Annotated in this window: 12 protein-coding genes; 5 read left to right on the forward strand and 7 right to left on the reverse strand. The window is 45.1% G+C overall.

The features are described from left to right. Positions 1-12: 12 nt before the first annotated feature. Entirely contained in the window at positions 13-1,191 is a 1,179-nt protein-coding gene (locus tag ACMAZD_RS20180; RefSeq protein WP_435250332.1) for an acyl-homoserine-lactone synthase, read from the reverse strand. Between the two features lie 678 nt (positions 1,192-1,869). On the opposite strand from ACMAZD_RS20180, the gene ACMAZD_RS20185 reads away from it, so the two are divergent. Further along, positions 1,870-2,271 (forward strand): cystatin family protein, encoded by a 402-nt coding sequence (locus tag ACMAZD_RS20185; RefSeq protein WP_435250333.1) that lies wholly within the window; start codon positions 1,870-1,872, stop codon positions 2,269-2,271. Between the two features lie 100 nt (positions 2,272-2,371). On the opposite strand, the gene ACMAZD_RS20190 is transcribed toward ACMAZD_RS20185, so the two are convergent. Together ACMAZD_RS20190 and ACMAZD_RS20195 are read right to left on the reverse strand one after the other, a co-directional pair. Next, the gene (locus ACMAZD_RS20190) at positions 2,372-2,950 is read right to left on the reverse strand and encodes a hypothetical protein (RefSeq protein WP_435250334.1); all 579 of its coding nucleotides are present in this window, start codon (positions 2,948-2,950) and stop codon (positions 2,372-2,374) included. Between the two features lie 221 nt (positions 2,951-3,171). Next, positions 3,172-4,770 carry an isocitrate lyase gene (locus tag ACMAZD_RS20195; RefSeq protein WP_435250335.1) on the reverse strand — a complete coding sequence of 533 codons (1,599 nt, stop codon included), beginning with the start codon at positions 4,768-4,770 and terminating at the stop codon, positions 3,172-3,174. A gap of 141 nt (positions 4,771-4,911) precedes the next feature. On the opposite strand from ACMAZD_RS20195, the gene ACMAZD_RS20200 reads away from it, so the two are divergent. Then, on the forward strand, positions 4,912-5,865 hold the full coding sequence (locus ACMAZD_RS20200; RefSeq protein ID WP_435250336.1) for a LysR family transcriptional regulator: 954 nt from the start codon (positions 4,912-4,914) through the stop codon (positions 5,863-5,865). A 155-nt stretch (positions 5,866-6,020) separates the two neighbouring features. Beyond that, the gene (locus ACMAZD_RS20205) at positions 6,021-8,207 is read left to right on the forward strand and encodes a malate synthase G (protein ID WP_435250337.1); all 2,187 of its coding nucleotides are present in this window, start codon (positions 6,021-6,023) and stop codon (positions 8,205-8,207) included. Between the two features lie 194 nt (positions 8,208-8,401). Here ACMAZD_RS20205 and ACMAZD_RS20210 read toward each other — a convergent pair whose 3' ends face one another. Continuing rightward, on the reverse strand, positions 8,402-9,829 hold the full coding sequence (locus ACMAZD_RS20210) for an NAD-dependent succinate-semialdehyde dehydrogenase (protein WP_435250338.1): 1,428 nt from the start codon (positions 9,827-9,829) through the stop codon (positions 8,402-8,404). A 147-nt stretch (positions 9,830-9,976) separates the two neighbouring features. Then, a complete protein-coding gene (locus ACMAZD_RS20215) occupies positions 9,977-10,759 on the reverse strand; it encodes an IclR family transcriptional regulator (protein WP_435250339.1) in 783 nt (260 codons plus the stop codon). A 153-nt stretch (positions 10,760-10,912) separates the two neighbouring features. Between ACMAZD_RS20215 and pta the strand changes: the two genes are divergently transcribed. Next, positions 10,913-11,986 carry a phosphate acetyltransferase gene (gene pta, locus ACMAZD_RS20220; protein WP_435250340.1) on the forward strand — a complete coding sequence of 358 codons (1,074 nt, stop codon included), beginning with the start codon at positions 10,913-10,915 and terminating at the stop codon, positions 11,984-11,986. A gap of 84 nt (positions 11,987-12,070) precedes the next feature. After that, on the forward strand, positions 12,071-12,838 hold the full coding sequence (locus tag ACMAZD_RS20225) for a TSUP family transporter (protein ID WP_435250341.1): 768 nt from the start codon (positions 12,071-12,073) through the stop codon (positions 12,836-12,838). Positions 12,839-12,938: 100 nt separating this feature from the next. On the opposite strand, the gene ACMAZD_RS20230 is transcribed toward ACMAZD_RS20225, so the two are convergent. Then, complete coding sequence (locus tag ACMAZD_RS20230; RefSeq protein ID WP_435250342.1) at positions 12,939-14,657, reverse strand: cobaltochelatase CobT-related protein; 1,719 nt, start codon at positions 14,655-14,657, stop codon at positions 12,939-12,941. A 3-nt stretch (positions 14,658-14,660) separates the two neighbouring features. Further along, positions 14,661-15,644 carry an AAA family ATPase gene (locus ACMAZD_RS20235; RefSeq protein ID WP_435250343.1) on the reverse strand — a complete coding sequence of 328 codons (984 nt, stop codon included), beginning with the start codon at positions 15,642-15,644 and terminating at the stop codon, positions 14,661-14,663. Positions 15,645-15,861: the final 217 nt, after the last annotated feature.

Consider the following 15,861-nt stretch of genomic DNA (forward strand, 5'->3'; position numbering starts at 1 on the left):
GTTCATTATTATTTACCATGCTGTGTTTTTATTTTCACGAAGACAGCGTCTATAGTCATAAAAATTGACGTGGCTGAATGCTTTAAGCATCAGTTCTATACACCATAGCCCGCGGTAAGTCTGTAAGTTAGTTTCGTTTAAGTCACAAAACCCTAGTAGTAAATATGCTTTTGGCCCGATAGATTTGTAGAAATCGAATATTAAAGGTTGGTCTATAATGGTGAAGCCAACTTTATAGCCTGTTTGATAAAGTAAACTAAGTATCTCTTTTTGAGCAAGATAGAGGAAATAGAGCTTTTGTCGAGTATTACCACTTACGGTCAGACGCAACACTTCACAGATGGCTTGTGTATCGGACAATTGTAACTGGAATTGATTATCGAATTCTGGGAGAGAGTAACATTTTGACAGTGTCGATGGAGTGAAAAGCTGCAACCCAGCGAGCTCGTCGTAACCATGCTCGGGCAAACAGTATTGCCATTGCTCATTACTGAACGGTGGCGCATAGCTTAACCACGTTTCATTCTTTGACCAATCTTGAATCAGCGCCGAAGATACCAGAGTAGGAAAGGCTTCATCAGTTGGGTGTTTGAGTAGAATAAAGTGCTTACCAGTTTGTGAAAGGTACAGTAGAGGCAGCATTTCAAACCATTTCTCACCCTTGATGAACACTTCAAGGTTACTTAAAGCGATGGCATCACTAATTGGCATTCCTTGAGGATGACAGGGCGTTTGCACCATAAGCGGATCATCTTCAATCTGTTCAATGATTGCACCATAGTAAGCACTATCTTTGATAGGGAGTTCAGTGTGAGAGGGCGCACTTACGCCCAGCGGTGATTTTGCTTTGATGGCTGCAATTTCACATTCACACCAAAAGTCTAACCAATGCATGTAACACTGGCCTGCGGCTGCCTCTAACAGTGCCATCTCTGTCGATAAGGTACTTGGATAGCGTTGAATAAGATCGCGATAGTCCATCAATTCAAATAAAACGGAGAGGCTTTTGTGTTGATGTTCTGGGAAGAACGATGCCAACAGTCGTCTACGATAGTCTGTGACGGTTTGGAAAAGAATGGTACGTTCTTGTGGCTGATAAGAGCTGATCATGAGCTCGATCAGCGCTTGTTGTTTCTTTTCGATAGACAGACTGCTAGCCAACAGTGAGTCTAAAGACGACGTTAATTTCATGGTGTGAACTTAGCCTATTTATATAATTATTTTATTTGCACCAGTCAACTCGACACGGATTTATAGTAAGTACTTGATATAAGTTACTTTGGTGAACAATCGTAACTCTAATTGTGTCTATTGTTTTTAAAAACAAGTTGCATAAGTTGAGTGCAAGTTTACTACTTGTGCTTACCCTTAACAATATGGGTTAGTCATGTACGAGTTAATTAATGAACTCCTAAATTAGAGCCCTCTCAATCACTTATGTGTCTTGCTTATGAATGGGGCTCTGTTTATTCATTCCATGAATAATCTTTTAAGTTTATAAATTAACCGTAAATATGTACTTTCTGAACCAAGCGAATAAATTACACACAATCTCATTCACGCTGCTAATTGCAAGGAGTCAGATGGCGAGCCAAATATATAATGAACTAATGAGTGTTGTGTGTCTCTAAATAGTACTAACGAAAACGTCACCCAATCTAAATGATCTAAATGTCAATTAAATGGGCGGGTAAAAAGCCGGGCAGCAGTGTCCTGATTTGTTTTCTGACAGTGCTCTGTATTTATAGAGTAGTTACACCATAATCTCTGATGAAGTAATGACATTGAAGGTCTAAGCTTGCCTGCATATAAAACATTATTACGAGTAATCTCTCGTAAATGACTGAATGAACGATTTAGAGAGGATTCATGAAAAAAGTACGATTAACATCATTACTTGGATTAGCAACCGTGTTTAGTGTCGCTGCGTTAGCTGGATGCAGTCAGGAATCTGATGTTCCTGCTCAACCGCAAGAGAAAGCGAATCCGATCTGTAGTACTAAAAACCTGACAGGTGGTTGGTCACAAAGTGATATTACGCCAGAAGCAAAGCAAGCTTTAGATGTGGTTCTGGGAGAAATGAATACCGCTGCGAAGCTTGAGAAAATCTTGAGTGTTCGAACTCAGGTTGTGAGTGGTTTGAACTATGCTATCGATTTTGAGATGGATAATGGCGAAGTTTGGAACACCATTGTATATCGTTCGTTGCAAGGTGAGATGACAATGACGCAAGCTGCGCAACAAGGTCGCTTGTGCCCCTTGATCAACTAGTCCATTGATTAACAAGCATGTAAATTACGTCACACTTAAAAAGGGCTCCTAGATTAGGAGCCCTTTTTTATTCTGAATAGTACTTACGTAATGAACCTGATTAACTGGTCAGTTCCGGCTCTGACAGCTCTTGCACACAAGCACGGCTGATGTCTTCATCAATGTAGGCCATTCCAAGCTTATTGAGATAGTCCATACGATCCGCAGTGCGCAGTTCGATGTCTGGGCCTGCGATGTTGTTCTCTTGATAGATCCCAGTTAAGTGAGCCATGAATTGTTCGCCAACACTCATCATTAATAGGCTCATTGCGCCAACGTCCGGTCTTACTTTGGCACGTTGTTTGTCCGTTAAATTTACCGCTAATACGATAGGGCGCTCTTCACCCTCAAAACGAGTGCTGCGCTCGCGAATAGTTTGCTGAGCCCAGTAGTAGGCAAGTTCTTTGCTCTGAGTTAAGAAGATTGGCTCAACGGATTCTGTGTAGTTATTGCCAATCGTTGCCATGGTTTTTGACGCGGCTTCATTGAGTGCTTTGTCTCCTGAGCGTTTCAGCCCTTGGCCTTGGATTGAAGCGAGCAAGGCTGAAGATGTGCCGTGATACCAAGTATCACCAGTAGCGAAACCATTTTCTGACAGCAGTGTTTTAGCATCTTGTAGGTGTGTCGGTATTGAAGTCATAGGCACTCTCAATAAATAGGCATATCAATAAATAGGAAAATCAACAAACAGGAATGTGATCAGTTTAAACGGAATTTTTCAGGGTCACAGTGGTGTGGAGCACAAATCTGAGGCTTTGAGATGAAGCCGGCAGTACAAGCTTCATCCCAAAACCTCCTCCCTCCCTGCACCTAACAGGGAAAAGGGAAGGGGAGATTTTAGAGGGGAAACGCTGTTAACGATTAATCAAACTGATTAGACGTATTCGCTTCACCCGCTGCTTTTAGTGCATTTTCACCCGCAAAGTACTCTTTGTGGTCATCACCCATGTCTGAACCAGACATGTTTTGGTGTTTAACACATGCGATACCTTGGCGAATCTCTTTACGTTGAACGTTAGCAACGTAGCCTAGCATGCCTTGGTCACCGAAGTACTCTTTTGCAAGGTTGTCGGTAGACAATGCTGCTGTGTGGTAAGTCGGTAGAGTAATCAAGTGGTGGAAGATACCCGCTTCGCGAGATGCGTCTGCTTGGAATGTACGAATCTTCTCGTCAGCGCTTGCAGACAGTTCAGTTTCATCGTATTCCGCGCTCATTAGGCTTGCACGGTCGTATGCTGATACATCTTTACCTTCTGCTACCAACGCATCGTATGCTTGTTGACGGAAGTTTAGCGTCCAGTTGAATGATGGAGAGTTGTTGTATACCAGCTTAGCGTTAGGGTGAACTTCACGTACGCCATCCATCATCTCTTTGATTTGACCTATGTGTGGTTTTTCAGTCTCAATCCAAAGTAGGTCAGCACCCGCGTTGATTGCTTCAATACAGTCGAATACACAGCGGTCTTCACCTGTACCTTCGCGGAATTGGTATAAGCCTGAAGGCAGACGTTTAGGACGAACTAGCTTGCCGTCGCGGTTGAAGCAAACATCACCTTCAGCCATATCTGCAACATCGATTTCTTCAACATCTAGGTATGAGTTGTAGATATCACCTTGGTCGCCAGGTTCTTTCACTACTGCGATTTCTTTTGTTAGACCAGCACCTTGTGAATCGGTACGAGCAACAATAACGCCGTTGTCGATGCCTAGTTCAAGGAAAGCGTAACGAAGTGCGCGAAGTTTTGCGTGGAAGTCAGCGTGAGGAACCGTTACTTTACCGTCTTGGTGACCACATTGCTTCTCATCGGCTACTTGGTTTTCGATTTGTAGACAACATGCACCTGCTTCAATCATCTGCTTAGCCATTAAGTAAGTCGCTTCTGCGTTACCGAAACCTGCATCGATATCTGCAATGATCGGAACTACGTGTGTTACGTGGTTGTCGATTTTATCTTGGATAAGGTCTTGTTGATTAACATCACCCGCTTCACGTGCCGCATCTAGTTGACGGAATAAGCCACCTAGCTCACGAGCATCTGCTTGGCGTAGGAAGGTGTATAGCTCTTCTACTAGGCCAGCAACTGACGTTTTCTCATGCATAGATTGGTCTGGAAGTGGACCGAAGTCAGAGCGAAGTGCTGCAACCATCCAGCCTGAAAGGTATAGGTAACGACGGTCTGTCTTGCCATCAAAGTGCTTCTTAATTGAAATCAGCTTTTGTTGGCCGATGAAACCATGCCAGCAACCCAGTGACTGAGTGTATTGAGAGCTATCTTCGTCGTAAGCCGCCATGTCTGCACGCATAATATCTGCCGTGTATTGCGCAATATCCAGACCTGTTTTGAATTTGTTTTGAGCTCGCATACGAGCTGCAGATTCAGGGTTGATTGCATCCCATGGAGCACCAGCAGCGCTTTTTGCAACTTCAATCTTTTCGATATCTTGTGTAATTTGCGACATAACTATTCCTTAGTTTCACGTGGACATGTTGGCCAATTTGGCGAGGTCATTCGATTTGGATTAAATCTAACCATGGACAAAGAATAATCATGTATGTGATAATTTTGTTAATTTATAGTTATTATATTCGGTATTTTTCTTATGAATATTGCTCGTATAGACCTTAATTTACTTGTGTATTTAGACATGTTGCTACGTGAAAGAAACGTAACTCGAGCTGCAAATCAATTAGGAATAACTCAGCCAGCCATGAGTAATGGCCTGCGTCGATTGCGCGATCTGTTTGAAGATCCTCTATTGGTGAGAACAAGTGAAGGGATGATACCGACCGAGCGAGCACATAAACTGCAGCCCCTGATTCGAAACATTTTGGCGAATGTAGAAAAGACATTACAGCCAACCACGGAGTTTAATGCAGAAGACAGTGAGCGTGTGTTTCGTATCATGGCGAGTGACTATGCTGAGTCGACCATTATTCAGCCGCTATTGAAAAAGTTGAGCGGGATAGCACCGAAAATACGATTGGATATCATGACGCCAAGTGACGTGAGTTATCAGGATGTGGAGCAAGGCACTGTTGATATTATCATCAACCGTTTTGATGACATTCCACAGTCGTTCCACCAGATGAGCCTTTGGCACGACGGGTTCTCTTGCTTATTTAGTTGTGATAACCCGATAGCCGACAACTTCGATATTTTGTCTTATCTAAAGGCGCAACATATCTGGGTAAGTAAGACGGGCATGGGAACGGGGGTAGGGATCAACCCAAGCGAAGCACAAAAGCTCGGATGGATTGATGAAGCATTAATGCGTATTGGTAAAACACGTAATATCACGGTGTTCACACGACACTATTTGTCGGCGATTCTCTTCGCTCAACAGAAGAATCTGATCCTGACCATTCCAACCAAAGCCGCGCAATTGCAGCGTAATAACACTAGGTTGTTAATCAAACCTGCACCATTCGCGATTGAACCCTTTGAGGTGAAAATGGCGTGGAGTCCATTGTTACAAACCAATCCTGACCATCAGTGGATGCGTCGATTGATTAAAAGTGTCGCCAATGAAATAGAGAGTGGCGTGACGGAATAACACAGTTCGTATGGTATTTTCTATATGAATACCCAGTATAACTGGCATAAATTAGCTAAATTTACGCTCGTTAAGTAAGTTTAAACTAGTTATTTAAATTTAAGTCAGTTAAGTAAATATATTGAGTAGTCATCAGTTAGCTTGAGAGAGATTTTATGAGCAGTCGTATTCAACAGGGAAGCTTGAACATTGATAGCACCCTCTACCAATTAATTAATGATCAGGTCATTCCTGGAACAGGCATTGTCGCTGAAGACTTTTGGCAATCTTTTGCAACCATCCTTGAAGATTTGGCTCCAAAGAATCGCACATTGCTTATTAAACGTGACGATCTTCAACATCAAATTGACGTTTGGCACCAAGAGCGTGCTGGACAAACGCTAGATGCGGCAGAGTACAAACAATTCTTACAGCAGATTGGCTACTTAGTCCCTGAGGGCGAAGACTTTCAAGTAACCACCGCAAGTGTTGAGCCTGAAATTGCAACACAAGCGGGCCCGCAGCTCGTTGTGCCTATTATGAATGCACGTTTTGCACTTAACGCGGCTAATGCGCGTTGGGGCAGTTTATACGATGCGCTCTACGGGACTGATGTCATCAGCGAAAATGATGGTGCAGAAAAAGGGGGCAGCTTTAACCCTGTACGTGGTGCTAAAGTAGTGAGTTACGCTCGAGGTTTCCTTGATGACGCAGCGCCTCTCAACGGTGTCTCCCATAAAGACGTAACCAAATACAGCATCAGTAACGTCAGCATTGGCAATACATTGACAGCGACCTTAGATAACGGCGAAGAAGTCACTCTCATTGATCGCAACCAGTTCATTGGTTACCAAGGTGATGCAAGTGCACCTTCAAGCATTCTGCTTAAGCACAACAACCTACATATTGAAATTCAAATTGACCCGAGCGCGCCAATTGGCAGCGTTGATGTAGCTGGTATTAAAGATGTGCTGGTGGAATCGGCACTAACTACGATTATGGATTGCGAAGACTCAGTAGCTGCGGTTGATGGTGAAGACAAAGCATTGGCTTACCGTAACTGGTTAGGTTTGATGAAAGGTGACTTACAAGAGTCGCTAGAGAAAAACGGCAAAACCATCGTTCGTAACCTCAACCCAGATCGCCAATACACCAGCGTGACGGGAGGCGAGATCTCGCTGAAAGGCCGCAGCATGTTGTTTATTCGCAACGTGGGCCATCTAATGACCAACCCCGCCATTATTGATGCTCAAGGCAATGAAGTGCCTGAAGGCATTATGGATGGCATGATCACTTCACTAATTGCGATGCATGATTTAAAAGGTAATAGCGCGTACCAAAACTCGACCGCGAACAGCATCAATATTGTTAAACCTAAGATGCATGGCCCTGAAGAAGTCGCCTTTACCAATGAACTGTTTGGTCGCATTGAAGATGCATTAGGCTTAGACCGATTCACGATCAAAGTCGGCATCATGGACGAAGAGCGTCGTACTTCAGTCAACCTTAAAGAATGTATCCGCGCGGCTAAAGACCGTGTCGTGTTTATCAATACAGGCTTCTTAGATCGAACTGGTGATGAGATTCACACCAGCATGGAAGCAGGGCCGTTTGCGCCTAAAACACAGCTGAAAACCATGACTTGGATTGGCGCATACGAAGATCAAAATGTTGATCTTGGCTTGGCTTGTGGCCTGCAAGGTAAAGCCCAGATTGGTAAAGGTATGTGGCCAGAGCCGGACAATATGGCGAAGATGATGGATGCGAAAATCGGACACCCACAAGCGGGCGCGAATACCGCTTGGGTTCCTTCTCCAACTGCCGCGACTTTGCATGCTTTGCACTATCACAAGGTGAGTGTTCCTAGCCGTCAGAAAGAGCTTCGCGAGCGTGTGAGAGCGAACGTTGACGATATTCTGACTATCCCGCTACTCGGCAATCAAAAGCTGACTGCGAAGGATATCCAAAATGAATTGGACAACAATACTCAAGGTATTCTTGGCTACGTAGTTCGTTGGATTGACCAAGGAGTCGGTTGTTCGAAAGTGCCAGATATTAACGATGTAGGCCTAATGGAAGACCGCGCGACATTACGTATTTCTAGCCAACACATTGCTAACTGGTTACGCCACGGCATTTGCGATGAAGCCCAAGTAATGAAAACCATGAAACGTATGGCGGCAGTGGTTGATGGACAGAATGCAGGCGATTCTAGCTACCGCAATATGGCACCAGATTTTGAAAACAGCATTGCATTCTCAGCGGCTTGCCAACTGGTATTCGAAGGCTGCGCTCAACCTAGTGGTTACACCGAGCCTGTGTTGCATGCGATGCGACTGAAGCTGAAAGGAACCGCACAATAAATAATAAAAAAAGAAATACCCCTATTTGAACCGAGCCCAAGGTGCCGCGCTAACTTAGCGCGGCTTTTTTTGCTTTTATTGGGGGGGGAGGGTGAAGCTCAGAAGAGAGACGTTAGTCGGACTATTCGATGTTTAAGCTTGCTGATGTTTTAGAGTTAGGCTTAGTTGCGACCAAGCCTAACTACTTCCGAGACCTAGTTACTACCAAAGCACAGATACTTAATATCCATGTACTCATCGATGCCTTCTTTAGCGCCTTCACGGCCAATACCTGACTGCTTAACCCCACCGAAAGGTGCAACCTCAGTTGAGATCATGCCGTCATTAATGCCAACCATGCCGTATTCAAGTGCTTCTGCGACCTGCCATACACGGTGGATATTCTGGCTGTAGAAGTAAGACGCCAAACCGTAAATGGTATCATTGGCCATCTCGATAAGTTCTTTATCGGTCTCGAATTTCATCACAGGCGCGACTGGGCCAAAGATCTCTTGTTGAACGATGTCCATGCTGTGTTTTACATCTTTAAGAACCACAGGCTGAATGAACAAGCCATTAAGCGCTTGAGTTGGGGTTACAGGCTGGGCGCCTTGTTCAATGGCGCGGTTAATCAAACCTTGAATGTTTTGTTTCGCTCTTTCACTGATCACGGGGCCAATAGTGACACCTTCATCTAAGCCGTTGCCAATTTTGAGCTGCTGAACGGCTTGGTCGAATTTTGCTACAAACTCGTCATGCACCTTGCTATGAACGTAGAAACGGTTCGCACAAACACAGGTTTGGCCTGCATTACGGAATTTTGAAGCCATTGCGCCTTGAACGGCCGCGTCGATATCCGCATCGTCAAACACGATAAACGGTGCATTGCCGCCCAGTTCCATTGAGGTGCGCTTAATGTCTTTCGCAGCTTGAGCCATCAAGATACTGCCGACTCGGGTAGAACCAGTAAAAGAGATTTTTTTGATCAGAGGGTGTGATGTGAAAAGCTCGCCGCTCTGTTCTGGGCTATCACCTAGCACCACTTGAAGTAGATCTTTAGGAATGCCTGCTTGATAAGCCAGTTCAACCACAGCAAATGCAGAAAGGGGCGTCTCGTCTGAGGGCTTCACAATAAAACTACAGCCAGCAGCAAGGGCAGGAGCGGCCTTACGAGTGATCATCGCAATCGGAAAGTTCCATGGCGTAATCGCGCATGCGACTCCGATAGGTTGCTTGATGGTCACCAAGCGTTTACCTGCGGCTGTACTAGGAATGGAATCACCGTAAGTACGCTTCGCTTCTTCTGCAAACCATTCAATAAAGCTCGCGCCATACACCACTTCGCCCGTTGCTTCTGCTAACGGCTTACCTTGCTCAATCGTTATTAGGCGAGCAAGATCTTTTGTGTTTTCAAGGATCAGTTGATGCCAACCACTTAGCAATGCAGCACGGGATTTAGCGGGAATTTTTGCCCACTCTTTCTGCGCAACATGAGCGCGTTCAATAGCGCTCTCTAACTCTGCCTCAGATGAGATTGGCGCATACCCAACAAGCTCACCCGTTGCTGGGTTTGTGACTGCAACTGCGTTGTTCGTTTCTGTCACCATAAAAGAGAGTAAGTGCTGGTTTTTAATGTTTAGCATCGTGATTCCTTTGTTGTGATTACTTTAGACGTGTTGCTTATGTGCGGGTTGGTGAGTGTTCAAATGACTTCGACCAAATGTTGATTGGTCGAAGGGCATGGATGTTGATTCGCTAATCTTGGTCATTCTCTGAGATAAATTCTCTCATTAGCCCCAGTTATCAGACTCTATCTTCGCGAGTGCTTTGGCTGCTTTTTGAAGAGCTGGCAGAAACTTGATCGCTTCGTCTGGTTTTACTCGAATCACAGGAGCTTGTATTGCTAAGCCAAGGTTGGATTGGCCAGTAGAAGACGGTATCAATACGGCGATACAGACTAGCCCTGGTAAGAACTCTTCATCATCAATCGCAAAACCTTGGATCTTCGCTTCTTCGATGTCTTTCTCTAACGTCGAATAGTCGGTAATGGTTTTGACTGTGTATTGAGTGAGTGGCACACTTTCGATCAGTCTTCTGCGTTGTGATTTCGACATGTGCGCCAAAAACAGTTTGCCTGTGGCTGAGCAATGCACGGGTACGCGAGAGCCTGGCTGTAGATGGAATCGCAGCGGGGCTTCGGTTTCTGCGCGATCCAGATAGATGATCTCACCGCTCGACAGTGCCGTTAGGTTGCAGCTCTCGCCGACTTCTGCTCGAAGGTTTTCAAGAACAGTGCGTCGTGCGCTGTGCATGGTGCTATTGAACAGCAGATTTTCAGCAAGCTTTCTGAGTCGAATACCAGAGCTGTAATGCTTTTCGTCACCGTCTCTTTGAATGATGCCCGCGGCTTCCAATTGTTGCAGCATGCGGTGCAGAGTAGGTTTCGGTAGTCCGGTTTCTTCGACGAGCCCTTGAAGAGAAATAAACTCATCTTTTTGCGCTATCACCTCTAATAGTGCAAAAAGTCGGAGCGTGGGCGTATCTCCTTGAACTTGTGGTGTTTCTGTTTGCATACGGTGATTCATCCTTGCGATATGTCTATGTATAAGAGTGTACATACCAAATTAAAAATCTTCAATTATCTGAATAAAATTTGACCTTTTTTATTATTTGAATAATATAAATATAAATTATGGAACAATTTATATCAATAAATGGAATTTAAGATGAAGGCGATTGAACGGATTATTGATAAGGCTCACTTAGATCGTAAGCGAGTGATTTTAAGCGAAGCAGAAGACCCTCGTGTACTTAAAGCGGCGCGATTGGCGATAGATAAACAGCTCGCTTACATCACTCTAGTCGGTGATGAAAAGGCGATTATCGAAGCGGCGCAGTTGCACCAGATTGATCTCGCCGGCATTCACATTGTTTCACCTGAGGTATCCTCACTCAAAGCTGTGTTGGCTGAACGGCTATATGAGCTAAGAAAAGCCAAAGGTATGACTTATGAAGGTGCATTGGAGAAGGTCAAAGACCCACTGATTTTTGCCAACTTGATGGTACGAGAAGGGCTGGTTGACGGCACAGTCAATGGCGCGGTTTACACCACGTCTGATGTAGTACGAGCCGCGCTGCAGATTATCGGTCCCGCGCCAGACAGTGAATTGGTGTCTAGTTTCTTTCTGATGATGTTGTGTGAACCTTTCCATAACCTTAAAGGTGGCATGATTTTCAGTGATTGTGGTTTGGTGATTAACCCCAATGAAACCGAGTTGGCCTCCATTGCAGTGGCGGCATCAAACAGTGCTCAAACGCTGCTGATGGAAGAACCTAAAGTCGCAATGTTGTCGTTCTCTACCAACGGCAGCGCTAAACACGAATCGGTCGATAAGGTTCGCAATGCCGCTCAGTTAGTGAAGCAACGCTGTCCCGGAATCGCCGTCGATCAGGACGTTCAACTCGATGCCGCGATTGTGACTGAAATTGCCGCAAAAAAGCTACCCGATTCAGAAGTGAAAGGCCAGTCGAATGTGTTGATATTCCCTAATTTAGAAGCGGGGAACATAGGCTATAAACTTGCAGAAAGATTAGGTGGCGCGGTCGCGATTGGCCCGTTATTGCAAGGATTAAATCAGCCAGCCAATGACTTATCCAGAGGGTGTAGCGCAGAGGATATCTTTAATGTAATTGCGGTGACCGCAGTACAAGCGCAGAAAGGGAAAGTGTCTAGCTCTAAGGCTGATACTGAAGCTAATGTTGAAGAAAAAGAAGAGTCGGCATTTGAGTTCCGGTATTAACATCTCACTTTAGTATCTAGTACTCAAATTCGCACTCACACTCACATTCAAATCAAACCACAAACAACCTAATTAGGATAGCTAATGGAGTTACCTGTTTTACTCGCCATTCTTGCCACCATCGCGGTAGGTACTTATTTCCAAACCGTCACGGGTTTTGGGCTTGGTATCATCGTGATTGGTTTGACGGTTAGCCTTAATCTGGTTTCTTTACCCGTCATAGCCGCTGTGGTCAGTATTGTGACCTTGTTCAATTGCTTGGTTGCGTTGATGGGTAAGCCACTGCTTGGGGAACTCAAGATACTGGTGGTGTTGGTGATCGGTATTATCCCCGGTGTGTCGTTGGGGGTGTTCTTGCTGGACGAGTTGAGCGATTCGGCAACGCATATTCTCCGAGGACTATTGGGTGCGATGGTGCTATTCGCAGGTGTGAGTTTTATGTTCAAACCTAAAACCAGAAAGGATCGCTCGGTAACGGTATCTTTCCTTGTCTCAGGCTTTAGCTCTGGGTTAGCGGGTGGGTTGTTTGGGATGGCAGGTCCACCGATTGTTTATCATCTCTATCGACAACCTTTTACGCTCGATCTGGTGCGAAGCACACTGCTGATGGTTTTCGCTTGTACGTCGATGTCCCGTACTGTCAATATCTACGCTGCAGGCGACATGGAACCGAGCATATTGTGGTTATCCGCTATTGCTGTCCCTTTGGTGGCGCTTGTCACTATGTTTGCTCGGCGCTTCCCACCGCCGTTGTCCAATGATCAACTCAGAAAGTTGGTGTTTATTGTGTTGATGTTGATTGGCGGGTATTTAATGGCGGTCTCTGCATGGTCGTTGCTTGCTGTCTCTTAGCTACTTGTTATATATCAGTTTCCTGCTACCTATTAAGAACATTCCGATAAAAGGCTAGCGGCCTGCTAGCCGATACTTCACTGCTCACGACCTATATCTCCTAACGCTTTAGCATCTCGAAGATGTTCCTAGATAACCCAAACAAACAGCTTTCCTGCACATCTAAAGTGATGTTACTGCGGTAATACGGGCTTAAATCGACACCCATCCCCACACCGTGAATTTCGATATCGTTTTTGGTCGACTCACGTTCAATGACTTGTTTAAGATGGTTATCCAAATAGAACTGATCGTTGGCGGTGCTGGTGGCAGTATCCATCGGGCAGCCGTCTGAGAACACGATTAAAACCTTTCGCTGAGCACTGTGCTGTTGCAACCGTTGACTAGCGAACTGCACTGCTTCGCCATCAATCCCTTCTTTAAAGATGTCTGCTTTCCGAAGGCTGGCAATGCCAAGGCGAGAGCGTCTCCAATGTGCATCAAAATCTTTAAACACAATATGTCGAACTTCGTTTAAGCGACCTGGGTGTTTCGGTTGACCCTGCTTAAGCCACTGCCGATAGACCTTGCCACCGTTCCAGTTATTGGTGGTGAAGCCAATAATCTCAAAAGGAATGTTGGCCAGTCCAACGGATTTGAGAATCGTATCCATCAACAAACTTAGTTTATGACTGTGTTTCTGCATTGAACCTGAGCAGTCCATCAAAAACGTGATGGCACATTGATGAGACGCGCCGATGTCTGGTTGATAAAAGACAGTGCGATCCAATGGCGAAGTGATGAGCTTGGTGATGGTATTGGCGTTGACAATGCCTTCTTCTAAATGGTCCTGACGTCGGTTCCTTTGTGGCGTGGCAACAAAGCTGGTGAGCATAGCGGCTAAACGGCGAGTGTTGACTTGTCTCGCCATGATGTCATCGGTGAGCTTTTGTCTCAGTTCGAGTAATAGGGCGCGCCTGACGAGTTTATCTGCCGCGATCACTTGATCAAATTCTGAATTAAAGACCTGATAATTCGCGCCCGAAAGCTCGAATACTTTACTACTGCCTGTGATATCGGTATCGACTTCTTGATCTTGAATGTCACCATCCACAATCAAGGCAAGCTGCGCAAGGATCTTAATGTCTTCTTCGACCGTTGGCGTGGGCGAGTTATCACTTTCTTGTTCTTGGATGATTAACTCTTGTGCAAGGGCTGCAAGCTCATTGGCGCTTTGTGCAAATGACTCTTGGTCGGCTCTATGTTGCTTTAAGCGCTTCAGGCTGTGCCCAAAGGTAGGCACGATGCCGGCACGAGTCGACTCAATGGTCTCTGCGATTGGTTCCGAAAGAGGGAGACTGGTTAAGCGGGTGTGGATGACTTGCATCAGAGTAAACAGCAACATGCCGATTCGTGATTCGGTGAAGCCATTCTGATGATATTGGTCGCTCCAATACGCAAAGTTGAACTGAATACTGGTGGTTACACCTTTTAGATAAGATGGAACTTGCGATTCAATTCGTACCTGTTCGCAGAAATCATATAACAGACGTTCGACCTGGTTTTTCGGTCGCAATGAGTAATGAAGAGCAGCATCTGAAAGCAAGAGTCGCAGTGCCGATGAATCGATCTTACCTTGCATCGAAAGCTTGCTGTTTTTTAACTCATGGCGAGAAACAAAGGTGAGATCGTTAGTATGTGCAGACTGGTAATAACAGGGGTTATTGCCTTTATAGAGTCGCTCTCCCCGATAATTCAGACTCAACTCACCGCTGATCGCTCTGGCGACAGACACGCCAAGATCGAGGATCTTTTTCTGCTGAGAAGAAACATTGGCCATGGTTTACGACTCCGAGTGTGAATAGTTTTGAGTAGGTGTTTCTAAATCTTCACCAAAGCAACGGAAATAGTATTCGCTAACCAGCTCTTTCTCTTCGTCTTCACAGCGATTCAAGAATGACAGCCTAAATGCGGTCGCTACATCGTCGAATATTTGGATGTTTTCGGCCCAAGTGAGCACCGTTCGCGGAGACATCACCGTTGAAAGGTCACCAGCCCGAAACCCGTTACGCGTTAATCCTGCTGTGGCGATCATCTTCTCGACCAGTTGTTGGCCACTTTCATTATTCAGCTCTGGAAGCTTGGATAACACGATCTTAGTTTCATGTTGTGGATCTAAATAGTTGAGCGTGGCGATGATGTTCCATCTATCTAATTGACTGTGGTTAAGCACTTGAGTACCCGAATACAAACCGGAGAAGTTACCTAAGCCAAGCGTGTTGCAGGTAGCAAACAGGCGGAAAGAAGGGTGAGGCGTGATCACTCGGTTTTGTTCTAAAGAGGTGTATTTACCGTCTTGCTCTAACAGTTGTTGAATCACAAACATCACATCTGGTCGTCCTGCATCGTACTCATCTAAGACCAGTGCGATGGGTTGTTGAATGCTTTGCGGAAGAATGCCTTCTTTAAACTCTGTTATCTGCATTCCGTCTTTAATGACGATGCTGTCTTTACCTATGAAATCCAAGCGACTCAGGTGCCCGTCTAGGTTGATCCTCAAGCATGGCCAGTTCAATCTCGCGGCGATTTGTTCAATGTGAGAAGACTTGCCCGTCCCATGTGTGCCTTGAATCAGTGTGCGACGATTGGAGGTGAACCCTGCCAATATAGCCAGCGTCACTTCAGGATCAAAACAGTAGTTAGGGTCGACTTTAGGCACGTATTCGCCCGCATGTTCAAATGCCATTACGGTTAGGTTGCTGTCGATCCCAAAGCGTTCTCTCACACTTACCGGTTGCGTTGGTATCAATTCCGCCTCTTTCATCATATTTCCCTCTATATAGCTCATCACTTGTCGCTGCTATCGCGATATGTCATCGATTATTAACAGCTCCTCTTAAGTTAATGGCACTTTTTGTACGAAAAACTACCAATAATGTGATCCAGTTTTATTAATTAGAATGAATTGTTCCAATTTAATATAAAAAGTTGACGAGAAAAAATTCTACTACTAAGGTGAAATTGAATTCGAAAAAGAGACAATT

Origin of the sequence: Vibrio sp. nBUS_14 (assembly GCF_051201655.1) — a bacterium.
Classification (GTDB): domain Bacteria; phylum Pseudomonadota; class Gammaproteobacteria; order Enterobacterales; family Vibrionaceae; genus Vibrio.